We start from the raw sequence: 25,385 nt of genomic DNA, 5'->3' as shown, positions 1-25,385 counted from the left end.
TTCTTATCCTCCATTTTCTGTTTCCTTGAAACGATCAAAAAATAAATCCATCGGGACATCTTCTGTTAATTCGTCTTCCATCGCTTCTATATCCGGCAATTCACCTAATGTTTTAAGACCAAAGTAGTCCATGAAATAATCGGTTGTTCCATATAAAATTGCCCGTCCTGGTCCATTAACTCGGCCTTTTTCTTCAATCAATTGTCGGGCGACTAATTTTTGAACAGAGCCGCTAGATTGAACGCCGCGAATCTCATCGACTTCCATTCTAGTGAGGGGCTGTTTATAAGCAATAATTGCAAGCGTTTCAAGCGCAGCTTGCGATAAGGTATTTGACAGAGGCGATTGCGCATATTTTTTTAGCAGCGGAGCAAATTTCTTTTTTGTCGTTAAAACAAAATGATTCCCTACTTCTAAAATATGCAATGCGGAGTTTTCATCTTCGTCATAGCGCCCTTGCAATAATTGAATCATTTCATAAGTTTCTGCTGTTTTGGTATTTAATAAGTAGCTTAATTCTTCTAAGCCAATTCCTTCGTCTCCAACTACGAATAAAATCGCTTCTAAATCACTGATCTTCATCTTTTTCTCCTGTTGCATATAAGGTAATTTCACCATAGTTTTCTGATTGAACAATTGCCACACTTCCATTTTTCATCAGTTCCAATAACGCTAAAAAGGTAGTGACAACTTCACTTTTTGTATAGTTTTGTAAAAAATCAGCCAAATTTTTCCCCTCGTGAGGTTTTAAATTTGCCAATCCAATTTTTATAGCAGACATCTTGTCTTCAATGGTGGTTTCATCAGAAGTAATAGTCGTTTCGATTACCTGACGCTTTTTCTTTTTTTCCAGCATATTATGAAAAGCCAAAAACAAGTCGATGGTATTTAATTGATTCGCAGGTAAAAGTGGGCTATCCTCTTTATACTCGTCCACATCCATAGGTTCTTTGGTAAAGTAATCGCTGCGTTCTTTGGCTTTATCTGACAAGATTTCAGCTGCATATTTAAATTTGCGGTATTCCAGTAGCTGGCTGACCAAAACTTCTCTTGGATCTTCTTCATAAGCATCTTCTTCTGCCACAAATTCCTGTTTAGGCAAAAGCATTTTGGACTTAATTGCCATAAGGGTTGCTGCCATAACCAGATAATCCCCCGCAACTTCTAACTCTAAAGTCTGCATGGCATGAATGTATTGCATATATTGCTCTGTAATTGCTGCAATGGGAATATCGTAAATATCAATTTCCAATTTTTGAATCAAATGCAGCAATAAATCCAATGGACCTTCAAAAACATCCAGTTTAACATTAATCTCACTCATAATTCACCAACTTTTATGCACGCGGGAAATATTGCTTATAGACATCCGTCATGCGTTTTTTTGTAATATGGGTATAAATTTGGGTTGTGGAAATATCGGCATGACCTAATAGTTCTTGCACCGTTCTTAAATCAGCACCATTTTCTAGCAGATGAGTAGCAAAACTGTGGCGTAATGTATGAGGCGTTACCGTTTTATAAATACCGGCTTTTTGTACAATCGCCTTTAAATTTTTCCAAATTCCCTGCCGACTAAGTCCACTACCGTGATTATTCACAAATAGATAGGATTCTGCTGGATTTTTACGAGTCAAATAAGGTCTGGCATCAGCGAGATAACGACGCACCCATTTTATAGCGATATCACCCAAAGGTACAATCCGCTCCTTATCGCCTTTGCCCAAAGTTTGCAACAATCCCATTTCTAAGTGGACATCGTTTAATTTTAAATTAATCAATTCACTGACCCGTAAGCCCGTTGCATACATCACTTCTAAAATTGCTCGATCTCTTAAGCCCAATGTTTCTTTGGTATCAGGTGTGCCAAGCAATTGTTCAACTTCGCCTAAACTTAATGTATCTGGCAATTTTTGCTGTTTTTTAGGAGAATCAATATGTTGCATGGGATCATGATCTGTAATGCGTTCTTGCCGTAAAAACTGGTGAAATCGTCGTAAACTCGTAATCATTCGAGCAATCGTTGCACTAGATTTTCTGCCTTCTTTTAGTTCCTGTAAAAAACTAACAACTGTAAAACGATCGACTTCTTGCCAGTCAGTTATCTTTTGTTTTTCTAAAAAAGAGAGGTATTGTAAAAGATCTCGTTGATAACTTTTCTTTGTATTTTCAGACAGACCTCTTTCAATTGTCAAATAATGTAAATAATCTGTAATTTGTTCTTGCATAATTCTCCCTTGCCTTCTTCAATTGCACCTTTATCATCATACCAAATGAAACCCATTTATAACAGATAAAAAAATAAGCTACGCCAAAGCCTTCAATTGACTCTGGCATAACTTTATTTTTTTTGACAATTTTGACATAATCCATGAAAAGTTAAACGATGATCTTTGACAACAAAATGATATTTATTTTCGACTATTTCTTCCACGTCACCTAATAAATCTTCTTCAATTTCCTCAATATTGCCACATTCAATACACAACAAGTGATGATGAAAATGTTGTGCTCCTTCTTTTCTTAAATCATAGCGTGAAACACCATCATTAAAGCTAACCTTATCCACCACGTGTAATTCTGTTAAAATTTCTAAAGTGCGATAAACAGTAGCTAAGCCAATTTCAGGACTTTTTCGTTTTACAAAAAAGAACACTTCTTCAGCAGAGAGATGATCTTTTTCATTTTCTAATAAAACTAACAACGTTGCTTCCCGCTGCGGAGTTAATTTGAATCCGGCTTCGTGAAGTTGTTGTTTCACTTTTTTCATTGTAGTTGTTGTATCCATATATCCTCCGCAACCTTCTTTATAATAATTCTAAACTAGCCTTTAATTACAAACCCTAGATTATACTTATTATAAGGAAAAAGCAAGAATTATACAAGGCCTGTTTTCTCAATTAGATAGGTAAATCCATCTTTTTGCATCACTAATTTTGCTTTTAGCAAATGTCCCATCGCCCGTTTAAATTGTCCTTTACTAATCCCAAACATCTCTTGAATGCTTTGGGGATCAGATTTGTCGGTATACGGCATTTTATTTTCTTTAGCACGACGCAAATACGCCAATAACATTTCTGCATCATCACTAATTGCCTCATAGGCCCGTGGTTTAAGAGAAACATTCAATACGCCATCTGGTCTCACTCCAATGACGCGTCCTGAGACGATTTCTCCTAAGCGTGGTTCTTGGTATCGCTCGCTAGGATGAATAAAGCCAAGATAAAAATCTTCTGTTAAAAGATACGTTCCAGCAATTTTCAAGCGAAAAACGGTTCCGGTAATATTTTGATTTTTTTGTTCTTCCTTGCCCTTTTTACTCATAGAGCGAAAAACTTTTTCTTCTGCCAGCGTACCCCAAATACGGTCTTTTTGATCGACGCGTAAAGCGATAAGCAAACGATCACCTTTTTTAGGCCATAATTCCGTTAGTGTTGGTAATTCATCTAAAGAAACCGCAACTTCTTTGTCTGGTAAACCAATATCTACAAAGACACCTAAGTCTCGTCTGGTGGCAATAACCGTTGCAAAGGCATAGTGTCCTTTACGACTTTTCGGAATATTGGTTGTTAAAGCATTTTCATGCCGTTGATTTTGATAAGCAAAACCAGTGACGCTTTCGCCTAATTGGTGCTCCCCTTCACTTTTTGGTAAACGAAACGTCACACCGTTTTTTTGGACAAAATAGGCCGTTTCGTTTTCATCTGTTACCATTCCACTAATAATAGTAGCTAATAATTCATTCATAATTTTTTCTCCTTGTTGCGCACATGCGCCTAACTAGATGACTAGTCGGATTAAAGCAATCGCTACAATGCCGACAATCACAATTTTCATTAAGTCCTTCGTATAGTAACCTACCATTAAAGCAGGGATGCTGGCAAGTACTTCTGGTCCTTTAATAGTAGGCCAATTTCCTGATCTAAAGTTCAGCAAACTCTGTATTAAAAGGGCAAATAAAATGCAAAGGGGTAAATACGATAAAAATATTTCCGCTCTAGGAGGAAATTTCAATTTTTGCGCAAAGGCAAAAGGTAGAATTCGTGGAATCCAAGTGACGATACTACAGCCTAAAATTAAAATCAAGATATTCAAATTAAGCATCATGAGTCACCGTCCCTACTAAACAACCAATCAAAGTTGCCGCAATTACTGCAATTTCAGCCGAAGTAAACCGCATAAATAAAACTAAGGCGATAACGACACTAGCAAGCACTTGTAGTGTTTGTTTCGTTCTTTTTTTTAATGGTAACTCAATTTGAAATAAACATAAGCCTAAAAACATCGCGGTTAATGCAAAATCCAAGCCAAATCGATTTGGATCAGGAATAAATTGACCTAAAAGGCCTCCGCACACATTGGCTAAAGTCCAAGTCAAATAGGCAGCAACATTTAGTCCGTGCATCCATTTTGCAGTCAACGGTCGTTTTTCTTGCAGCGCTGTTGTTAAAACACCATAAGATTCGTCAGTTAAAAGTGTACCAATGCCGATATTATTTAAAATTGAGTAGGGTTTAAAATAGCTAGTTACTGATAAACTCATCAAAAAATGCCGCGAATTAACTAAAAAGACCGTTAAAATAATAGTCGAAATCGGCGCTTGAATTGCTAATAAACCACAAATAATAAATTGACCGCTACCTGCATAAACAAATAACGATAACAATAAAATTTCTAAAAGGGAAAGTCCCACACCTTTTTCCACAACACCTGCAGCAAAACCAATTCCAATATAGCCTAACATTGTGGGCACACAAGCTTTCACACCATCTGAAAAGCTTTCATAACGCTGTACTTCTTCCACAAAAATGCCCCCTTCTTTTCGTTTGCTTTTAATCATAACGAAAAAAAGAGGGCAAGACAAGCAATTATCAGAAAATAAATAATATTCGTTTTTTTACTATCGAATGGTATGGTCATTGCCGTTACCACGGAAATAACCTGTTTTACAATTAATTGTGACAATGTAATATGGTAAAGCTTTTGCCGAAATTCCTTTTAGTAAAGAAGACTGCGTATTAGTAGCATACAAGTTATAATACCCTTCGCCATTTTCAATCGTAACAGGTTCTAAATAATAACCACCAGCAACAATATAACCCCGATCAATACAGGTTTGAATAACTTTTTCTTGGATACCAGAATTCCAGACCCAGGCAGGATTTGCACTATCTGCTACAGCACTTGGATTTGTGGCCATAATTGGTGCATTGTCTGTATTGGGGCGCATATTTGGTGATGCTTCTGCCGGTAAACTACCTGCTTGTGAATTTTGACTGCTAGTAGTACTCTGCGCTTTTTTGGCGGCATTGGCAGCAGCTTCTGCTTGCTCTTGCTTTTTCTTAGCCGCAGCTGCTTCTTCCTTGCCTAATTCAGCATCAACTTTTTTTAAATTAGCCACTAAAGTTTGTTTTTGATTGCCGTTGACCAGTTTTGCTACTGCTTTTTGGGCAGCTTGATATTGTGTGCGCGTCGCTTTATCTTTAACCTTATTGTCTGCATATACAACAGTCACGGCTTTTTGGGCGCTTGTTAAATCATTAAACTGAGACTTGGCTTCACTAATCACGCCGTTGATTGTTTTTGCAAATTCATCTTCTGCAGTTAACACTTCAACATTTATTGCGTCACCTTTGATTGCGATATCTTTTTTCACTTGGTCACCACTTATAATCGGACTTTCAAACAGATTATTTACACGTGTAACAGTGGCAATTTTTTCTTTGATACGGCCAATTTCATTGGTTAAATGGTGAGCGCGATCTTTCGTTTCAGTATTGCTAGCTTTTTGTGTTAACTCTTTAACTTGCGCGGTTAAATCCGTTAGTTCATCACTTGTTTTATCCGCTTTAACAAATTGTTGCTGCTTATCAGTATAAAAGTCAGCCAGTTGGTTTTGGATAACTGTTTCTTGTTTTTCAATTTGTTGTTGCTCTTTTTGCGCCGTAGCTTTTACACTTTGATCATAACCATAATAGCCAACTCCTCCACCTAAGACAAGTACTGCGGCTAAAAGAACATATGGCCATTTCTTTTTCGGTGCTTTAGACGTTGTTGGCTTGTTATTATCATTAAGTGCCGCAGGATCAATTTCATTTTTTTCAGTTTCCTTAGGTATTTTGCTTGCTTCAGATGGTAAAACGGCGTCTTCTTTTTTATCCTGGTCTACATCTGTTTGCTCTTTTGTTGGTAAAGTTGATTTTGGCAGCATATGGTCAGCTTCAGTTTCTTCGCCTTTGCTTGTGGCAACTTTTATTTCATCTGTAGCTGTAGTTGTCTTCTTTGTGACTGAAGCCGCTTTTGACACCGTCGTTTCACTTATTGTTTTTGCTTCTTTTTGCGATTTTTCACTTGGCTCTTCGTTTAGCGCTTCACTTGGTGCTTCACTTTGTTCCTCATTTAGCTCTTCACTGGCGGCAGTGTCTTTTTCGTACGTTCTGGAATCCTTTTTACTTTCGTCAATTTCTTCATTCTTTGACTGAAAGTTAGATAACTCTTCTTTAGCCTCTTCGTTGCCCGCTATAATTTTCTCGTCCTTATCTTCAGCTTTGATTTGTTTAACTGCTGGTGTCGACTCGTCTTCTTCATAGTCATCTTTATGCTTTTTAATATAATCAGCTAAAATTGGATTCACATCAGCCAAATCATCTTCTTTTGTCGCTTCATTTAAAGACTCTTCCATCACTGAACCAATTGAAACATCTTTAAAATCCGACCATTTAACGGAATCATTATTTTCGCGATTGTTTTCTTTAATCGTTGCAAGTTTCCCGGCAATATTTTCTTTTATTTCTTCACCACAACGCGGACAAACCATTTTACCCTCAAGAGGTTCAAACCCACAGTGGGGACATTTGTTAATCACTGTTTTTCTTGCTTCCTTTCTGCATAAAACTTTGATTTCACATTAGCCAGCTAAAAAACTGCCAGACTATCTAGTCTATTATAAACGTTTCGGCTTAGGATAGGAAGTTAGGATTTTATTAAGAAAATTACGGGTGCAAAACGTTTACTAAAAATTAGCCGTATAAAAAAACTGTTGCGCCATTTTTATAGCGCAACAGTTTTTTTATTCTAAGAAATCTTTTAATTGTTTAGAACGAGATGGATGGCGCAATTTTCGTAGTGCTTTTGCCTCGATTTGGCGAATCCGTTCTCTGGTAACACCAAAGACTTTTCCGACTTCCTCAAGGGTTCTAGTACGTCCATCATCAAGACCAAACCGGAGACGTAAGACATTTTCTTCTCGGTCTGTTAAAGTATCCAAAACATCTTCAAGTTGTTCTTTTAATAATTCATAAGCTGCATGTTCAGCAGGACTTGTTGCTTCTTGGTCTTCAATAAAATCACCCAAATGTGAATCATCTTCTTCACCAATTGGCGTTTCCAATGAAACAGGTTCTTGTGCAATTTTTAAAATTTCGCGAACTTTTTCAGTTGGCAAATCCATTTCAGCTCCGATTTCTTCAGGCGTTGGTTCCCGACCTAAATCTTGTAGCAATTGTCGCTGAATTCGAATTAATTTATTGATAGTTTCAACCATGTGCACAGGAATACGAATCGTCCGGGCTTGGTCAGCGATAGCCCGTGTAATTGCTTGGCGAATCCACCACGTCGCATATGTTGAAAATTTGAAGCCTTTACGATAATCAAATTTTTCAACGGCTTTCATCAAGCCCATATTGCCTTCTTGAATTAAATCCAAAAATTGCATTCCGCGCCCAACATATCGTTTTGCAATCGAAACAACTAAACGCAAATTAGCCTCTGCCAAGCGTTGTTTTGCTTCTTGATCGCCTTCTTCAATTTTTAAAGCTAGTTCAACTTCTTCTTCAGCTGTTAAAAGCGGAACCCGGCCAATTTCTTTTAGATACATCCGCACAGGATCGTTGATTTTAACGCCTGTCGGGGCAGATAAATCTTCTTGTTTAGCTGCTTCTGCTTTTTTTTCATTGCTCTTTAAGCTGTGAACAGACGGTTCACCATTTTCATCAACAACACTGATACCAGCATCTTCGACTTTTTGGATTAATTTGTCCATTGCATCAGCATCTAATGAAAAAGGTGTGGCCAATTTATTGGACAACTCGTCGTATACGACTTGGCCATTGGGTTTATTTTCTTTGATAAAAGCATTTACCGCTTTATCATATTCTGTGTTTTGTTCTTTTGCCATGAAAAGAAGGCCCCCTTTGTGTAGTTAAGCTTGCTGCAATTTTTTTGTTAAATCTATTATTTCAACTGCCAACTCCAATGCCTGTTGCATATTGCCCAATTGACTTGCTTCTTGCTGCAGAAATTTCTTTTGATTAATTTTTTCAGCAATGCGCGCCTTTTGGAATAAACGCAAAATGCTTTTTATTTCTTCTTCTGAAGAATCTTGTGGCACAGTGAGATAAGCAATTTCAATCACTTTATTTTTTATTGACGTCTCCGTCAAATAATCGAGAAAATCCGGTAGCGAAAAACTACCAAAACTCTCAATAAAGTTTTCATACATAAAATAAATTGTTTGGTACTCGTCGTGAATAAAAACTAATTGCGCTTGCTGTAGGCGTGCCAGTAATGAACTGTCGTTGAAAAGTCGATATAAAACCAACTGCTCACCACGTTCCACCTGTGTTAACGCCCGTTTTGGTGTCTGAGGCAATACAGTGCTTGATGAGTCGCCACTCACATCATGACTTGGACTTGCTTGTTCATAGTCAGCCTTTGGTTGGGTTGGCTTTTTTTCTGCTTGCCGACGCACTTGTTTAAATTCACTTAGTTGTTGTTGCAATGTTTCACGACTTAAATGAAACTCCGTTGCAATTTGGGTTAAATAACGATCTTGTGCTAACAAAGAATCGACTTTTGCCAATTCTTGCAACAGCTCCGTAACATAATCCAATTGTTCCTTTTCATTACCTAAATTACGATTTTGGCGCAAGTAGGCCATTTTAAAACCAAAAACCGTCTCACGCCCGTGATACGCCAAATCATAAAACGCCGCACTACCATATTTTCTTACATATTCATCTGGATCGAGTTTTTCTGGTAATTGTAAAATTGCCAAATCCAAATTACTGTGTTCAGCCAATAAGCCAATCGCACGATCAGTAGCAGCTAATCCTGCTTTATCTCCATCATAGCTAATGACAATTTCACCAGCAACGCGTTCAATTGCAGTGATTTGCTGACTAGTTAAACTCGTTCCCATGCTGGCAATTCCGTTTTTCACACCAGACTGCCATGCCGCGATAACATCCATAAATCCTTCAAATAAAAACACCGTATTTTCTTTACGAATAGTTGGTCTGGCTTTATCAAAGTTAAAGAGTACTTGCCGTTTGTTGAATAATTCAGTTTCCGGCGAGTTCAAATATTTCGGTTGATTTTCTCCTTTGAATTCTTCTGTTGTTAAAATTCTGCCGGAAAAACCAATTGTCTTTCCCTTTGCATCATGGATTGGGAACATAATCCGCTGGTAAAAACGATCAGCCAATTCTCCATTTTCCCGCTCAACAAAAAGTCCTGTCTGTGCTAGAAGTGCAGTCTCAACTTTCTCGTTTGCAAAAACTTGCCGTAAAAACTGTCTTTCATTTGGAGCAAAGCCAATCTCAAATTCTGCAATCAGCTCTTCTGTTAAGCCGCGGTTTAACAAATAATCTAGCGCAGCTTGTCCAGCAGCAGTGTTTACCAACATATGATGATATACTTCTTTTGCTTTTTCGTGGAGCTTAATTAGCCCTTGCTGCGGCGAGTTTAGCGTGTGTGCTTGCGTATCAATTTTGTACTCAGGGGCAAAAGGAATTTGTTCAATCTCAGCCACCTTAGCCACTGCTTCTGGAAAAGTTAACCCTTCCAATTCTTCCACAAAACCAAAAACATTGCCGCCACGACCACAACCAAAACAATGGAAAATCTGCTTATCTTCAGCAACAGAAAAAGAAGGTGTTTTTTCTTCGTGAAAAGGACATAAGCCTACATAGTTTTTGCCGGCTTTTTTAAGCTGAACGTATTGGCCGATGACTTCGACGATATTGCTTTTTTCACGAATCTCATCAATTACATTCTGAGGTATTCTTGCCACTTCACTCACCTCCAGCCTGCAAATTATTAAATAATTGTTATCGGTAAAAAATCGCACTAATTAAAAATCAGCGCGACTTCAAAAAAGACCCAATAATACAAACTATATTCTAACATATTCTTATTGTTTTTCAAGTGTTACGCCCCAAAGTGTCGTAATTGAAAAAAGCAAAAAAATAGTGGTTGCAAAAAGATAATTTGTTAATCTTTCATATTTGAATGTTCAAATACTTTTTATTTGTATTGATCTTCTAGTTTACTCATCCAAGCTCCTAATAATATACCTAACACACACAAGACAAAGCAGCCTGCATAACTACCGAGATTAAAACCACTGTAATTTGTTGGGACAATCATCACGGTTGAAGCAAAAACAATTCCTAAAATAAAATGGAATAATTGCGGATACGCTTTACTAAAAATATAATCCATTACTTTTGATAAGCCTAAAACGGTCACAATCCCACCAATGCCAATTGGAATAATCACACTGAAATTCAAATCTTTAATGCCGTCAGACATAGCCTTATACATTCCCATATAAACTAAAAAGTTAGAAGGACTAAGCCCAGGCACGATCATTCCCAGACCAATTAAGCCACCAGCAATAACCCAGGTGAAAAAGTTTTGATCCACATGTGAGAATAAGCCAGAACCTTTCCATAAGAACAAAAAGCCCAAAACAAAGCTGACTGCTAAGATGATAATTTCTCGCGTACTCCGCCCTTTTTTTCCTGCTTCTTGCCATAAAGCCGGTACAGTTCCAATGATACAGCCTACAAAAAACCATAAAATAATTGTTTCATAAGTTCCCAGTAAAAAACTAACGACAAAAGATAACAAGAATACTCCCGTAACACCGCCTAGTCCAACTGGGATAAAAAACAAAACATTTTCTTTAAAGTTGCGGGTAATATGAGCTAAAAAAGAAATAATCCGTTCATAAATACCAAAAATTGCTGCTAACGCTCCGCCAGAAACCCCAGGTAAAATAAAGCCAGAGCCAATAAACACCCCTTTGACAAAACGCAATAGCCAATCTTTGGTTTTCGCCTCTTTTGACATTGATTTTTCCATTACAACTAAACACTCCTCATCATAAATTCAAATTAAACAACATAGCTAATGAAAATTCCCTTTTAAAGTTTAGCATACTTGCCTTGGCTTGCAAGTTAAAATAGAAAGTTTGTCCAATTGATTTTCTTTTCATTCATCTTTACCACGTCAGCATAAAATAAATTGCCGCCATTGTGATATAAAAATCCTCCATTGTAAAAAATAGACTGCAGTCCCCAATAGCGATATTTTGTTTGCTCTTCATTCCCTAAAATTGGTGACAAAACATTTTTAGAATAGCTTTCCGCCAACTTTAATGTATTTTTACCACCATTTTTTGCAACGTAATCAACATAGTCGAGGCCAAAGTTATAAGCCTGAACCGCCGTCCAAATGTCACAATCGGCATCTTTTGCCTTTTTAATAGCTTGTGCCAGAAAATTTACTCCTGCGTCAATGCTTTCATCAGAAGTGGCAATTTTATTCTGCTGGCCATAACTGCTTTCAGAGCTTTGCATAATATCAGAGCCCCGACCTTTTGACTCTGTAAAAATAATTGCTTGTGCCAATTGTTTTTGATCTTGAATTTGATATTTTTTTACTGTTTGTGCCACGATAGCATCATATTGATGCACCCGTTTTAGTATTTGATAATTGCGATATCCTGTCACCATGACACCGATTAAAACGATCAAAACGATAATTTTCAATAAGAACTTGCTAATCTTTTTAAACATATAAACCATCCAAATCTTCTGAGTATTTTTCTATACTACTATTTCTAAATTCCTGTGACTATGTCTAACTAGATTCTTTGGAATAATTTTAGAAAAACAAAAGATTTCGTGCCGCTAACTTACAGTATTGTTTGTTCATTGTTACCCGTATCATTGTTCAGAATGTTAAACAATCGTTATAATGAAATTGAGGGGATGTCCATGACAAACGGCTATATTTTTTTAAACGATCAAACAAAGCTTTATTATGAGCGCTACGGTGCAGGGAAGCCTTTAATTTTTTTACATGGTAATAACAGCAGTGGTCGCTACTTCAAAGAGCAAATTCCTTTTTTTGCTGCTTATTTTGACTGCATCGTACTTGACACCCGCGGTCACGGCCGTTCTGATAACAAAGCCAATGAACTTAATTTTCGACTTTTAGCTGGTGACTTAGCCGAAGTCATGGAGCAACTAAAGCTCAGTAAAGCAAGTATATTAGGTTTCAGCGACGGTGCTAATCTCGCCATGGTTTTTGCCCATATTTTTCCTGATAAAATAGAAAAGCTAATTTTAAATTCCGGCAATTATCGCTTAAGCGGAGAAAAATGGCCACCAAAAATCGCCACCCAATTCGGTTATTTTGCCTCTGCCTTTTTAGGTCTTTTCAGTCACTATTTTTATCGCCAAAAAAATATGCTCGGCTTAATGATAGATGACTTACCCCTAACCGAAGCCGATTTAAAGCAAATTGTCGCGCCTACTTTAGTAATCGCAGGCACACAAGATGTCATTAAGACTAGTCACACCAAAAAAATTGCCGCTCTTTTAGCGAATAGTACGTTAATTTTGATAAAAAGAGCTGGTCACACAGCTGCACAACGTCACCCAGAATATTTCAACCATGTTGTTTACAAATTTTTACAAGAAAAGTAGGTGTTGGTATGCAAAAAATTATTACCAAAGTAAAAAGCTATGAAAGTATTTTAAAAACAATTTTTCTATTTGCTGTTATCATAATTGTCGCCGGTGAATTAATCTCCATCAGTAAAACCATTAATATTGATCAATTAAAGATGACATTAGTTGATGTACCTATCTATAAAGTCTTTTTAATGCTTGTAATTGGTCTTGTAGCGGTCTTGCCGATGGTAGGTTATGACTTCACCTTAAATAAAATGTTAAATTTAGACCATAAAAAAAGTTATATTTTTGAAACGAGTTGGTTAATCAACACGATTAATAATATCGCAGGCTTTGGCGGATTTGTTAGTATCGGTTTACGCTCTGAATTTTTTGGCAAAGGACAAAAAGGCAAAGATGTCGCAAGTGCCTTATCCAAGATTTTAATTTTTTTAATGTCTGGTCTTTCTATTTATAGTCTTATTTCGTTTTTTTTAGTGATGTTCACAGATATCAATCCTTATTTAAAACAATATTGGATTTGGTTAATCGGTGGTGGCTTATATTTTCCCGTTGTTTTACTTATCACCCACTTCAAAAAAACCGGCTTGTTAGGCGGCTTAAAGCCACAGTATCGCTTGGAATTAATTGCCAGTTCTTTTCTTGAGTGGACAGGTGTCGCCGGTTCATTTTTAGCAATTGGCTATCTAATGGAAGTTCCGTTTCCATTATGGCAAGTTTTACCCCTTTACATTGCTGCTTCTGTCATTGGGATTGTTTCCATGATTCCAGGTGCACTAGGCAGTTTTGATATTATGATGATCTTAGGATTATCCAATCTGGGAATTAATCGTGAAACAGTTATTGCATGGCTGCTATTGTACCGTATTTTTTATTACTTGATTCCTTTTGCAATTGGATTAGTGCTGTTTTTCAAAAATTTATGGACTAAAGTGGATACCCGCTACTCTGGTATTCCTAAACAGTTGACATTAGAGGTTTTCCATAAAATTGAAGTAGCTATGTTATATTTTTCTGGCATTATGATGGTCTTAATGGCGACTGTTCCCCAAGCTTTTTCAGAATTCAAATGGCTGCAACATGTCAATCCATTTCGTTTTCATATTATCGTTCAGTTTCCTAGTATCATTTTAGGATTTAGCTTATTGATTATGGGGCGCGCGATTGCCTCAAGGGTAAAACGAGCTTACTTTCCTACGATCATGTTGCTTGTAGCTGCCATTATTTACACCTTTTTAATTGATTTTAGTCTTGTTGCAGTTATCTTTTTAAGCCTGATTCTACTCATTACACTTTTATCAAAAACAGAATTATTCCGCGAACAATTGGTTTATTCTTTTGAGCAGTTGACCATTGATGGCATAATTATTGGTGGATTAACTTTATTGTATTTAATTATTGGGATTTACAATTTACCAACATTTCCCCATCACCACAAAAAAATCATTAGCTTTTTCTTGTTTCCATCTGAAAAATTATGGTTTTCAGGCTTTATTGCTATTTTAGTAATCGCGTTGTTTATTTTACTTTTTGTCCGCTACTTGCAAGGAAAGAAAAAGCAGCCTGGCGAAACGTTCAACGAAGCCAAAGTCAGTCATATATTAAACACTTACGGTGGAAATTCAGATTCTCAATTAGTTTATTTAAAAGACAAAAATATTTATGTTTATAACGATGGTACTGATGACACTGTCTTTTTACAATTTGCTACCTATAATAATAAAAATATCGTGATGGGTAGTCCTAATGGTAAAAAATCAGATTTTGAAGCAGCTATTGCGCAATTTATCCGCGATGCCGATGTGTTAGGTTACTTGCCTGTCTTTTATGAAACAGACGAAGACACCGTTATGATTTTGCATGAATTAGGATACGACTTTATCAAAATGGGTGAAGAAGCTTTAGTTGAGTTGGATACTTTTACAACTTCAGGTAAGAAAATGAAGGGGACACGAGCGGTCTTAAACAAAATTGAGAAAAATGGTTTTACCTTTGAAGTTATCCAACCGCCTTATTCGACTGAAACCATGGCTACTTTTAAAGAAATTTCCGATAGTTGGTTAGATGGCCGCAAGGAAAAAGGCTTCTCACTTGGCTTTTTTGATGAAGATTATTTACAACGCGGACCAATGGCTGTAGTGAAAAATAACGCAGGAGAAATCGTCTCTTTTGCGAACATTATTCCAACTTATACAAAAGAAATTGGAACGATTGATCTAATGCGACACCATGCTGACAAAGCCCCATCTGGTAGTATGGATTTTCTATTTGTTAATTTATTTGCTTATATGCAAAACGAAGGTATTCAATATTTTGATTTAGGCATGGCCCCACTTTCAAATGTTGGACAATCCCGCAAAAGTTTTATTCAAGAACGAATTGCCTATTTAGTTTATGAGTTTGGTTCCCGATTTTATTCTTTCCAAGGTTTACGAGACTATAAAGAAAAATATGCCAGTCAATGGCGTTCTCGCTACACCTTGTATTCCAGAGACAGCTGGATAGCTTACGTTATGTTAGCCATTTTATTTATTGACAATCGCGCCGTTGGCAAAAATACGCCCCTTCACGGTGTTAAGCGTTTCTTGAAACGTTAAACAGCTTTCAGACTTAAATTAAGCGTAAAATCACTACGCAAAAAAACCGGAGCAATTAAATTGCTCCGGTTTTTTTAAATAATACGCCAATGTTTCAAAGGATAATAAACAAAACGAGCTTTGCCTAAAATATCTTGGGACTTAATGGCACCAAAAGAGCGACTGTCCTTTGAAATACGCCGGTTATCTCCCATAACAAAATAACTGTCTCGTGCCAGTTTTTTAGTCCCCGTCAACTCCTCTAAAGAAAAGTCATTGGTAAATGAACCTTCATCTGCCAAGTGCCGCTTATTTGCAACTAAAAATTTTTCTGGGACTTTTTTACCGTTAATATAAAGATTGTCATTATCATAACGCAACTCATCTCCAGGTAACGCGATGACACGTTTAATATACGTTGTACCACTTGCAAGTTGAAAAACAACCACATCAAAACGTTTAATTTTAGAAATCTTTTCCATGACAACCATATCCCCTTGCTTCAAAGTTGTCTCCATCGAATTTCCCTCAACCGGTACTGGAATTAACAAAAAACCACGAACTAAAATAGCAAGTGAAAGTGCAATAATGGCATATTTTATTGTCATCCAAAAATAATCTTTAAATTTTTTCATACCATTTCTCCTGCATCACTTCTTTGCTGTCATTTCTTTTTTTAATTCAGTAATTCCCCTGTTGTAAGCTGCATCATGGGCCCTGATTTGTAGTGCCAGTTCATTTTCAATTGCATCAGCTGTTTCTTTATTTAAAATGCCGGTTACAGACAATTTATGTTTACTTTGAAAATCTTTTAAAGCATTTGTCGTTTCCGCGGTAAAAACATCTTCTTTTGTATCATACCCCAGCGCCGCTAAAAAGCGATTCAAGCGTTTAACCTCTGTTGATGTTTGTCCTTCTTTTAATTCTTTATCCCGCGGTAAAGGCGCAAGATAAGCGTAATCGGGAAAATCAGCTTTTATGGTTGGCGTTAATCCTTTTTCGTGAATCCAATGGCCTTTTGGCGTTAGCCATTTACTTACGGTTAGTTTTAAACTACTCTTGTCATCAATTGGGCTAATCGTTTGAACCGTTCCTTTACCAAAAGTTGTCGTCCCAATAATTGGTATATTAGCAGACTCGTTTAAAGCCGCTGCAAAGATTTCTGCCGCCGAAGCAGAACCACCGTCAACTAATACGACACTTGGTTCACTGACTTTAAAACCTTGATCAAACTTTTCGCCCGCCACCGCTTTTGACACGGTTCGATGATTGTCTTTAAATTCAACAATTGTTTGACCATCTTTTAAAAACATGCTCGCCATTTCCTCAACTTGATCTAATAAGCCACCAGGATTTTGTCGTACATCTAAAATAAATGACTTTGCGCCTTGTTTGCGCAATGAAACAATGGCATCCTTTAATTCTTTGGCAGTATTTTCACCAAAGCTAGCAATTTGAATTACACCAATTTGTTTGTCATCCGCGCTGATTTTATCTGTTACGGTGTGTATGGAAATCTTTGCTCTTTTTAGACTCGTGGTAAACGTTTCATGCCCCCGCCTAATTTCTAAAGTTACCTCAGTTCCTTTTTTACCTCGAATTTTACTAACGACCTCATCTAATTTTTTACCTTTAGTTGCCATATCATCTACTTTTAAAATGATATCTTTTGCCCTCAAACCTTTTTTAGCAGCCGGTGTATCTTTAATTGGTGCTTGCGCTATTTCAGGATAATCATTTTTTATTTGCAAAGTAGCACCAATTCCTTCAAAACTATCGGATAGTGATTGATTGAGCTGACTAGAACCTTCTTCATCTAAAAAGGTTGTATACGGGTCACCTAAAGCCTCTGTCATACCTTTAAGAGCACCATTTACTAAAGTTTTAGAATCAACATCTCGATAATAGCTGCTTTTTATTTCGTCGTATAATTGATGTACTTTAGCCAGCTCATCTGTCTGAGGGCTACGGGATTCTTTTTGCAACTCGTGCAGCGTACCGTATAAATAACCGCCACCACCAAATAAAAGTGCCGCTGCAAGTAAAGAGATGAGGTATAATTTTATGGATATTTTTTTCATCCCTGGCCTACTTTCTTAACGATTGTTTTCCACGTATTGTTCATAAATACGGTCAAAAATATCCATGCTAGATAAATAATCAACATTCATTTCTAAATAACTCGATAATTCATCATAATCACTAGTATGTTTTGGAAATTGAATATCACAACTAACATGATTGGCAAAAACTTGCTCTTCACTTAAGTGATTGGGACCTTTTAAGGTAAGAACATAGTGATAAAAACTTCTACGCATCAAAATCCTCCCAATGCTCTTTGATAAATTCTGCTCTTCTTTGATGATTTAAAGCAAAGTTTTGGGGATTTTTTTTATAATAATCTTGATGATACCCCTCTGCTTCATAAAAAGGTTGCGCAGGCTCAATTTGCGTGACAATTGGTTCTTTAAAAATACCGCTGTCAGCTAAAGCTTGACGACTTTTTAAAGCTGCAACTTTTTGTTCTTCGTTCAAATAAAAAATTACCGGCCGATAATTATCACCACGATCTTGAAATTGACCAAAGGCGTCCGTTGGATCAGTTTGTTGCCAATAAATTTGCAATAAATCGGTATAACGGATCACTGCTGGATCAAAAATAATTTCAACAGCTTCGGTATGACCTGTTGTGTGGGTCAAAACTTGTTCATAAGTTGGATTTTTAACATGCCCCCCAGTATAACCAGAGGTTACTGTATAAATACCAGGTTGCTCATCAAAAGGTTGCACCATGCACCAAAAGCATCCACCAGCAAAAATTGCTCGTTCCATCAAATCAGTCCTTTCTTTCCGGTAAATATAAGCCTACCTGAATCTCATCGTCAATTAAATTGATTTTTTTTGCTTTGACGAAAAGTCCCGTAGGTAATTGAAATTGATCCAAGCGCAACGTGATCGATTTATCTTTTGGTTTTACCTCAATCCATTCTGGAAAATCATAACCACGTTTTACCAATTTCATTACTTCTTCAATCGGTAAACCAAGTGTGCCAATCGACATGCTTTTCGCCCGTAATTGGATATTGCCATTTTCCATCACAAAAGGATCAAAATACAAATAAAAATGTACAGGAAAATTTAATACTTTGGTTTCCCCCGAAAGCATTGCTTCATTTTCCAAAGCAAATTGATACTTCACACTACTATCTTTTTGAAAATCGGTTAAATAGTAATCAATCAAAGCATTCAATTGACTTTTATTCATGGAGATCGTCGTTACTTCTTGTCCTTTTTTGTCTAATACTTTTGTTGTTTTACTATAATCGGGTTCGCGAATGGAAAAAATTCGTGTCCCCAAAAACACACCTGTTCCTAAAACAAAAGCAATTAAACACAAAAAGGCAATCTTCCAGCCGTTCATTTTTTTTAGGTCAAATTTTTTTGATGCTTGTTTTTCTTCGCGAGTTTGCGTTGATTTATTCTCTGTCATATGTGACTGCTCCTCGTCTTTATTTTCTGGTCTACTTTTTAATTAGCCATTGTGCTTGTGTTTTGATTAATTCATCCCGCAATGCATTTGCCATTAACTGATAGCCTAAATTATTGGGGTGAAATTTATCTTGATCATACAAAGCGTTGTTGTCTACAATATTTAAATCACTACTATCAGAACTTTTTATCTCATCTTCGGTTGAAGAATCCAGGGTACTATCAATACCTACCTCATTATCTAAACCCCGATATAACAGGTCATTAATTGGAATAAAGTAGACATTTTTGAATGTTTTCGTGGTTTCTTCAGTCGCTAAATTCCAGTTATCAACAATTTTTTGCATATCGGTAATTTCAGGAAAGTTTAAATAAAAAGGATTATAAATACCAAAGACATAGATTGGAGCATTTTTATTTTGTTTTTGCATTAGCGCAATAATTTCAGCCACTCTTTTTTGATACTTTTCTTGTGGTCTTTTAAAAGTCTTAATCGATAAACCAAAGAAGTTATCTTGGATGACCTTCATTAAATCGTTGCCCCCCACCGTTAACGTTAGAATATCGGCAGTAGCAACATTTGCTAAAATTGACTCCTCTTTTTTCAAGCGCGTTAAAATCTGATCGCTGCGTTCACCAGCAACACCATAGTTTTCCACTTCCACACTCGTTAAACGATAACGTTCTGTAATATCACTGGTTACTATCGGTACAAAACCACCCCGTTTTGTTTCATCGCCGATGCCTTCAGTTAGGGAATCCCCAATGGCGACAAAGTGAAGTTTTTCCTTTTGATTTTTTACCACTTCACTAACTTGGGCAGGCTTTAAAATTGGTTTTGCCTGCGGAATCGTCTGATTTAATACGATATAAATAAGCAATGCTCCAATTCCTACGCTTAAAAGCGTAATCAGGGGTTTAAAAAATTTCAAAAGCTAAACCTCCTTTTAATTAAATAAACTATTATTGATGATTAAAAAACATCCTGTTACAAATTTGGGTAAAATAATTTCTATTCCTTAACAAAAAGATTAAACCATGCGCTTTTTTTGACAACGAAACTTCCAGCCTTGTCACACATTTACTGGACTAGTAGCAAAAGCTATAGCACCGCTTATTTTAGCAAAAAAAACATGAAATGGGTAGTTTGTCCACCGCTTTCCTATAAAGCTTTACTTTTCTACAATTTTTATTGCAGTCTTTTTTATTATTGCTGAAAAAATAAAAAAGTTGAAACAAAAACCACAAGTTGACGCTAACTGCCAAAATCGTCTAGTGAAATGCTAAGCTCTTAAAAACTACTAACCTTAAGAGCTTTAAAGCACTTTTCTATCTTATTTTGGCACTTTGCCAACTTATCTTTGTCTCAACTTCAAATTATTAGTCTTCGGTATAATAGGTGATGGCAAAAGCGCCTTTACCTGTATGGGTCGCAATAATTGGCGTGGTGTGCAACAAAGGAATATGCATTTCTGGAAATAGTTCTTGCAGTTCCTTTTTAAATTCTTCACATAATGCTAACCCATCAGCATGGGAAATCCCAATACTTTTAACATTTGTTTTTTGTTGCAATTCTTTTTTCAAACCGTCAAACCACTTGGTAAATGTTTTAGTGCCGCGCCCTTTAACCACAGGAATTAACTCTGAATGATCAAAGTCCATTACAACGCGCATATTTAATAAATTCGATAAAATGCCAGTAGCACGACTAATTCGGCCACCTTTCACCAAATTATCCAAAGTGGAAACACCAATATAAAGCTTCGTATTTTCCCGTACTTTTTCAACCGCTACCAAAACTTCTGCTAAAGAATTCCCAGCTTGTGCCATTTCAGCGGCTTTGATGACTTGGAAAGATAATCCTTGGTCAGTTGTATCACTGTCGATGACAGTCACATCACTTTTTGACAAGTTGCTGGCTTGTCGGGCAGCTTCAACAGTCCCACTTAAGCCTTTTGTCATATGAATTGATAAAATCTGACTGCCATCTGCTCCGAGTTCATCAAAAAGTTCGACAAACTCCCCAATCGGCGGCTGACTCGTTTTAGGCAGTTCTTTAGCACTGGCCATCATACTCATGAACTTTTCCCCAGGTAACGTTTCATCATCTTTATATAAAACGCCATCAATCATAACCGATAAGGGAACGATTTGAATATCTAATTTTTCTTGTAACGCTTTTTCCATCGTACACGATGAATCGGTAACTATTTTAAGTTTTGCCATGGTTCCTTCACTCTTCCTTTAACATTGCTCATCTTCATGTTAAAATACAGCTAAACATGCTCTGTCACTAAGTATAACAGAGACATTTTGTTTTTTCATTAATTTTGGAACATTCCCTAAAAGGAGGCTGTAAATACGTGGACAAACCGCAATTTTCCCGTAAATATTTAATCGTCAACGAAGTCTTAAACGCTGTGACCCACGGTATCGGTTTTGGTTTAGCAGTAGCTGGTTTAGTTATCTTATTAGTTAAAGGAGCCCGTTTAGACTCAGCTCTTCACGTCGTCTCGTATGCAATTTATGGTTCAATGATGATTTTATTATTTTTATCTTCCACCTTATTTCATAGTTTAATTTTTACCAAAGCAAAAAAAGTCTTCCAAGTTTTCGATCACGATTCAATTTTTCTTTTAATTGCCGGTAGTTATACACCGTTTTGCCTACTAAGTGTTAAAGGCTGGCTTGGTTGGACATTATTTGCGTTAATTTGGCTTTTAGCTATCAGCGGCATTGTCTATAAATCCTTGACGCTGCATAAAAAAGACACCGTCTCGAAAGTCTCAACTTTCATATATTTATTTATGGGATGGCTTTGCTTAATTGCAGCTAAAGATTTATGGCTTTCTTTAGGCAATGTCGGCACTACCCTTTTAGTTTCAGGCGGTGTTGCGTATTCTGTTGGCGCGCTTTTTTACAGTCTTAAAAATATTCGCTTCATGCATGTTGTCTGGCATTTGTTTGTCATGTTAGGGGCTGGTCTCATGTATTTTTCCATCTTACTTTACACATAATAAATTATCTAAAAATTTATACTTTCCATATAGTTAAAAAGTGCAATCAAAAGTTAACTTTTGATTGCACTTTTTGTTTAGTCTAAATGGATGCGTTCATATTCTTCAAAAGAGTGGGGGAATTTATTTTTTTCATCAACTTTTCCCGCAACTTTTTTGACTAAGCGCCAGCTTTCCCACTTAACTTCAGGAAAATACGTATCCCCTTCAAAGGAATCTTCAATCACCGTTCGAAAAATATAGTCACAAGCCGGCAATAACGTCGCATAAATTGCCCCACCACCAGCGATAAAAACCGTGTGATCACTTGCTTTTGCATAGGCGATAACTTGCTTAATATCATTCATAGCAAGTACGCCCACTGGTGCTTGGTAATTTTCATTACGGGTTAAAATGATTGTCCTTCGTCCAGGCAAAGGGCGCCCCCCCATACCTTCAAAAGTTTTTCTCCCCATGACGAGGGTTTTACCCAATGTCATCTCTTTAAAAAATTTTAGATCATCTGGTAAATACCAAGGTAGAACTTCATTTTTGCCAATTAAACCATTTTGATCTTGTGCCCAAATTGCTGCTAGCATGGCTACCTCCTTTTAAAATTTTTGACTAAAACTTAAACCGCGATTGGCGCTTTAATTGTTGGATGAGGATTATAATTTTCTACTTTAATATCTTCCATCTCAAAATCAAAAACAGAGGCTTTTTCTTGGTTTAAAACTAATGTTGGTGCGCTTCTCACCTCGCGCGATAGTTGTTCTTTCATTTGTTCAATATGATTTTGATACAAATGCGCATCCCCTAAAGTATGCACAAATTCTCCCACGCCAAGACCTGTTTCATGGGCAATTAAATGTGTTAATAATGCATAACTGGCAATATTAAAGGGAACACCTAAAAATACATCAGCACTTCTTTGATAGAGCTGGCAACTTAATTTGCCATCATAGACATAAAATTGAAACATCGTATGACATGGTGGTAAAGCCATTGAAGGTACATCTTCTGGATTCCAGGCAGTCACGATTAAGCGACGTGAATCGGGATTTTTTTTGATCATTTCAATGACATCTTTAATTTGATCGATAAACGTCCCATCTTGTTTTTCCCAATGACGCCATTGATATCCATAAATGTGACCTAAGTCTCCATGTTTTGCGGCAAATTTTTCATCGGCAACAATTTTTTCACAAAAATCTTTTAACTGTTTTTGATATTCTTCATTAAATTTTTCATCAACCAGTGAGCGCCGACCAAAATCAGTCATATCCGGCCCCTTATAATCTGTACTTTTAATGTAGCGTTCAAAAGCCCATTCATCCCAAATATGGTTATTGTGTTGCAATAAGTAACGGATATTGGTATCCCCTTTTAAAAACCACAATAGTTCGCTTTTGATTAAGCCAAATGGTACCCGCTTGGTCGTTAACAGTGGAAAGCCTTCATTTAAATCAAAACGCATCTGATAGCCAAATAAACTTTTAGTTCCGGTCCCTGTGCGGTCCCCTTTATCGTGGCCTTCTTCTAATAGTTTTTTCCCTAAATCTAAATATGCTTGTTCCATGAATATCCCCCTCAAATTTCACTGATAAATTCTTTAATCCACTACAAATTCGCTTAAATATTCCCAACGTTGCATTTTGTCTTCTAAATTTTTTTCAGATGAACTAATTTGTTTTTGTAATTCTTGTAATTTCGTAAAGTCTGCTCCTTGATGATTCATTTCTTCAGTTAATGCTGCAATTTTTTCTTCCAAGGCAGTAATGTCTTCTTCAATTGTTTCCCACTCTTTTTGTTCCATATAGGTTAGTTTTTTCTTAATCGCAGCCTCTTTTGTATGCGTAGTTTCCACACTTACCTTCTTTGTTGCATTTGGTAGCATGTCTTCTTCTAAGCTGTTGGCTAAATAATCGGTGATACTGCCAAAATAAGAAGTAATATTTCCATTGCCATTAAAAATTAGTAATTTTTCTGCTACTTTGTCTAAGAAATATCGATCATGGGAAACTGTTAAAACAGCACCGGCAAATGTATCTAAATAATCTTCTAAAACCGTTAAAGTCGCAATATCCAAATCATTGGTTGGTTCATCTAACAACAAGACATTTGGTTGACTCATCAATAATTTCAATAAAAACAAGCGCCGTTTTTCACCCCCAGATAGTTTTCCAATGGGTGTCCCATGGGTATGACGCGGAAATAAAAAGCGCTCCAGCATTTCAGTTACACTAACTGTGGTACCATCATTTTTTTTGACCATTTCGGCTACTTCTTGTAAATAACTAATCATTCGCTGATTCGGGTCCATGGCATCGTTTTGTTGGGTGTAGTAGGCCATTCTTACGGTCTCACCAATTGCTAAAATTCCGCTTTGCAAAGGGATTTTACCCGCAATAATGTTTAGCAGCGTCGACTTACCTGCACCATTTTCACCTGTAATACCAATTCGTTCTCGCGCTTGAATTAATAAATCAAAATCTTTTACAATCACTTTATTTTCAAAAGCATAATTTGCTTTTTTTAATTCAACGACCTTTTTACCAAGACGCTTTGTCGCAATTTCAATACTTACTTGGTCATCACCTTTATTTTGCCCCATACTCTCTTTTAAATCTTCAAAACGATTTATACGAGCTTGTTGCTTAGTCGTTCTTGCCTTTGCACCAGCACGCATCCAAGCCAATTCTTGTTTATAAAGCTGCTTTTTCTTTTGCTCTGCTTCAGCGTTTACCCGTTCTCTTTCCGCTTTTGCGGCTAAATAGTTTTCATAATTACCATTAAATTCTTGTAATGCACCGTCTGCTAGTTCAAAAATCCGGTTAGTCACACGGTCCAAGAAATACCTGTCGTGGGTGACCATCAAAAGCGATCCTTGGTAATTTTTCAAATAATTTTCCAGCCAAGTAATCGCGTCATAATCTAAGTGGTTTGTCGGTTCATCTAATAAAAGCAAATCAGGTTCATCAATTAAAACTTGTGCCAATCCGACCCGTTTTTGTTGGCCCCCAGATAAATTTTTAATCGGTTCATTTAGTTGTTGGATACCCAATTTTTGTAAAATAATCTTGGCATTGGTATCTGTTTGCCAGGCATCTTGCTCATTCATAGCCGCTTCGGCTTTTACAAAACGTTTTTGAGCTTGTTCATTCGTACCATCTTCTGTCAGTTGCTGCAGGGCCTGTTCGTATTCTTTAACGACTTGAACTTTTAAACTATCACTTTCAAAAACTGCTTGTAAAACCGTCTGATCACCCGCAAAATCACTTTCTTGGGCTAAATAGGCAATGCGATAATCTTTGGCATATTCTAGAGGATTCAAATCACCGTCGCCACTTTCAATGCCGGCAATAATTTTTAACAAACTACTTTTACCAGTCCCGTTAATTCCGATTAAACCAATTCGATCTTTTTCATGGATCATAAAGTTTAAATCACAAAACAAGGTCTTTTCGCCGTAAGTTTTATTTAAGCCTACTACTTTTAATTCTTTCATTTGTTCCCCTCCAATATCTCACACATTGTACCATTATTTGTAAAAAAAA

Annotated in this window: 25 protein-coding genes; 3 read left to right on the top strand and 22 right to left on the bottom strand. The window is 36.7% G+C overall.

All coding sequences use genetic code 11. From position 1 onward, the window contains the following. Window positions 1-3: 3 nt before the first annotated feature. From scpB to JZO76_RS13355, 12 genes are all read right to left on the bottom strand, one after another. Window positions 4-582: an SMC-Scp complex subunit ScpB gene (gene scpB, locus JZO76_RS13410; RefSeq protein WP_206905601.1), complete on the bottom strand. Its 579-nt coding sequence runs from the start codon at window positions 580-582 to the stop codon at window positions 4-6. Beyond that, window positions 569-1,324 (bottom strand): segregation/condensation protein A, encoded by a 756-nt coding sequence (locus JZO76_RS13405; protein WP_206905595.1) that lies wholly within the window; start codon window positions 1,322-1,324, stop codon window positions 569-571. Before JZO76_RS13405 ends, scpB begins: the two co-directional genes overlap by 14 nt. Before the next feature lie 13 nt (window positions 1,325-1,337). Beyond that, on the bottom strand, window positions 1,338-2,228 hold the full coding sequence (gene xerD / locus JZO76_RS13400) for a site-specific tyrosine recombinase XerD (protein ID WP_206905592.1): 891 nt from the start codon (window positions 2,226-2,228) through the stop codon (window positions 1,338-1,340). 113 nt (window positions 2,229-2,341) lie between these two features. Next, a complete protein-coding gene (locus JZO76_RS13395; RefSeq protein ID WP_206905589.1) occupies window positions 2,342-2,788 on the bottom strand; it encodes a Fur family transcriptional regulator in 447 nt (148 codons plus the stop codon). Window positions 2,789-2,877: 89 nt separating this feature from the next. Next, on the bottom strand, window positions 2,878-3,747 hold the full coding sequence (locus JZO76_RS13390; RefSeq protein WP_206905586.1) for a CvfB family protein: 870 nt from the start codon (window positions 3,745-3,747) through the stop codon (window positions 2,878-2,880). Window positions 3,748-3,780: 33 nt separating this feature from the next. Continuing rightward, window positions 3,781-4,104 (bottom strand): AzlD domain-containing protein, encoded by a 324-nt coding sequence (locus JZO76_RS13385; protein WP_206905777.1) that lies wholly within the window; start codon window positions 4,102-4,104, stop codon window positions 3,781-3,783. After that, window positions 4,097-4,840: an AzlC family ABC transporter permease gene (locus JZO76_RS13380; protein ID WP_268990956.1), complete on the bottom strand. Its 744-nt coding sequence runs from the start codon at window positions 4,838-4,840 to the stop codon at window positions 4,097-4,099. The genes JZO76_RS13385 and JZO76_RS13380 overlap by 8 nt, the downstream gene beginning before the upstream one ends. 60 nt (window positions 4,841-4,900) lie before the next feature. Further along, complete coding sequence (locus JZO76_RS13375; protein ID WP_242595904.1) at window positions 4,901-6,817, bottom strand: cell division site-positioning protein MapZ family protein; 1,917 nt, start codon at window positions 6,815-6,817, stop codon at window positions 4,901-4,903. Between the two features lie 252 nt (window positions 6,818-7,069). Next, the gene (gene rpoD, locus JZO76_RS13370) at window positions 7,070-8,176 is read right to left on the bottom strand and encodes an RNA polymerase sigma factor RpoD (RefSeq protein WP_206905576.1); all 1,107 of its coding nucleotides are present in this window, start codon (window positions 8,174-8,176) and stop codon (window positions 7,070-7,072) included. A gap of 24 nt (window positions 8,177-8,200) precedes the next feature. Further along, the gene (dnaG, locus tag JZO76_RS13365) at window positions 8,201-10,072 is read right to left on the bottom strand and encodes a DNA primase (RefSeq protein ID WP_206905573.1); all 1,872 of its coding nucleotides are present in this window, start codon (window positions 10,070-10,072) and stop codon (window positions 8,201-8,203) included. Window positions 10,073-10,305: 233 nt separating this feature from the next. Further along, window positions 10,306-11,148 carry a DUF368 domain-containing protein gene (locus JZO76_RS13360; protein WP_206905570.1) on the bottom strand — a complete coding sequence of 281 codons (843 nt, stop codon included), beginning with the start codon at window positions 11,146-11,148 and terminating at the stop codon, window positions 10,306-10,308. Between the two features lie 95 nt (window positions 11,149-11,243). Then, complete coding sequence (locus JZO76_RS13355; RefSeq protein WP_206905568.1) at window positions 11,244-11,864, bottom strand: lysozyme family protein; 621 nt, start codon at window positions 11,862-11,864, stop codon at window positions 11,244-11,246. Between the two features lie 162 nt (window positions 11,865-12,026). On the opposite strand from JZO76_RS13355, the gene JZO76_RS13350 reads away from it, so the two are divergent. Continuing rightward, window positions 12,027-12,779, top strand: a complete 753-nt coding sequence (locus tag JZO76_RS13350; protein WP_230708737.1) for an alpha/beta fold hydrolase — start codon at window positions 12,027-12,029, stop codon at window positions 12,777-12,779. Between the two features lie 8 nt (window positions 12,780-12,787). Further along, entirely contained in the window at window positions 12,788-15,364 is a 2,577-nt protein-coding gene (mprF, locus tag JZO76_RS13345) for a bifunctional lysylphosphatidylglycerol flippase/synthetase MprF (RefSeq protein WP_206905567.1), read from the top strand. 74 nt (window positions 15,365-15,438) lie between these two features. Here the strand turns inward: mprF and lepB are convergent, their stop codons facing one another. The 7 genes from lepB to JZO76_RS13310 all read right to left on the bottom strand — a co-directional run bounded on the left by lepB (window position 15,439) and on the right by JZO76_RS13310 (window position 21,058). Continuing rightward, complete coding sequence (gene lepB / locus JZO76_RS13340; protein ID WP_206905566.1) at window positions 15,439-15,978, bottom strand: signal peptidase I; 540 nt, start codon at window positions 15,976-15,978, stop codon at window positions 15,439-15,441. Between the two features lie 15 nt (window positions 15,979-15,993). After that, entirely contained in the window at window positions 15,994-17,424 is a 1,431-nt protein-coding gene (locus tag JZO76_RS13335; protein ID WP_206905565.1) for a S41 family peptidase, read from the bottom strand. Window positions 17,425-17,439: 15 nt separating this feature from the next. Continuing rightward, the gene (locus JZO76_RS13330) at window positions 17,440-17,661 is read right to left on the bottom strand and encodes a YozE family protein (protein WP_206905564.1); all 222 of its coding nucleotides are present in this window, start codon (window positions 17,659-17,661) and stop codon (window positions 17,440-17,442) included. Continuing rightward, window positions 17,654-18,175: a peptide-methionine (S)-S-oxide reductase MsrA gene (gene msrA / locus JZO76_RS13325; protein WP_206905559.1), complete on the bottom strand. Its 522-nt coding sequence runs from the start codon at window positions 18,173-18,175 to the stop codon at window positions 17,654-17,656. The genes JZO76_RS13330 and msrA overlap by 8 nt, the downstream gene beginning before the upstream one ends. 4 nt (window positions 18,176-18,179) lie before the next feature. Beyond that, window positions 18,180-18,833, bottom strand: coding sequence for a YpmS family protein (locus tag JZO76_RS13320; protein ID WP_206905556.1), 654 nt, complete (start codon window positions 18,831-18,833; stop codon window positions 18,180-18,182). 31 nt (window positions 18,834-18,864) lie between these two features. Then, window positions 18,865-19,764, bottom strand: a complete 900-nt coding sequence (locus JZO76_RS13315) for an SGNH/GDSL hydrolase family protein (protein ID WP_206905553.1) — start codon at window positions 19,762-19,764, stop codon at window positions 18,865-18,867. Between the two features lie 448 nt (window positions 19,765-20,212). Next, the gene (locus JZO76_RS13310) at window positions 20,213-21,058 is read right to left on the bottom strand and encodes a DegV family protein (RefSeq protein ID WP_206905550.1); all 846 of its coding nucleotides are present in this window, start codon (window positions 21,056-21,058) and stop codon (window positions 20,213-20,215) included. 137 nt (window positions 21,059-21,195) lie between these two features. Here JZO76_RS13310 and trhA point away from each other — a divergent pair, with 137 nt between their 5' ends. Further along, a complete protein-coding gene (gene trhA, locus JZO76_RS13305) occupies window positions 21,196-21,849 on the top strand; it encodes a PAQR family membrane homeostasis protein TrhA (RefSeq protein WP_206905546.1) in 654 nt (217 codons plus the stop codon). A gap of 77 nt (window positions 21,850-21,926) precedes the next feature. Here trhA and JZO76_RS13300 read toward each other — a convergent pair whose 3' ends face one another. Genes JZO76_RS13300 through JZO76_RS13290 form a run of 3 tightly spaced genes read right to left on the bottom strand, consistent with a single transcriptional unit; the run spans window position 21,927 to window position 25,336 of the window. Further along, the gene (locus JZO76_RS13300) at window positions 21,927-22,427 is read right to left on the bottom strand and encodes a dihydrofolate reductase (RefSeq protein WP_206905534.1); all 501 of its coding nucleotides are present in this window, start codon (window positions 22,425-22,427) and stop codon (window positions 21,927-21,929) included. Between the two features lie 32 nt (window positions 22,428-22,459). Next, the gene (locus JZO76_RS13295) at window positions 22,460-23,407 is read right to left on the bottom strand and encodes a thymidylate synthase (protein ID WP_206905532.1); all 948 of its coding nucleotides are present in this window, start codon (window positions 23,405-23,407) and stop codon (window positions 22,460-22,462) included. Window positions 23,408-23,440: 33 nt separating this feature from the next. Further along, window positions 23,441-25,336 (bottom strand): ABC-F family ATP-binding cassette domain-containing protein, encoded by a 1,896-nt coding sequence (locus JZO76_RS13290; protein ID WP_206905531.1) that lies wholly within the window; start codon window positions 25,334-25,336, stop codon window positions 23,441-23,443. Window positions 25,337-25,385: the final 49 nt, after the last annotated feature.

It is taken from the genome of Candidatus Enterococcus myersii (assembly GCF_017316025.1).
GTDB lineage: Bacteria > Bacillota > Bacilli > Lactobacillales > Enterococcaceae > Enterococcus_C > Enterococcus_C montenegrensis.
Note: the sequence above shows the minus strand (reverse complement) of the source record. Positions and strands in the feature narration are given on the sequence as shown.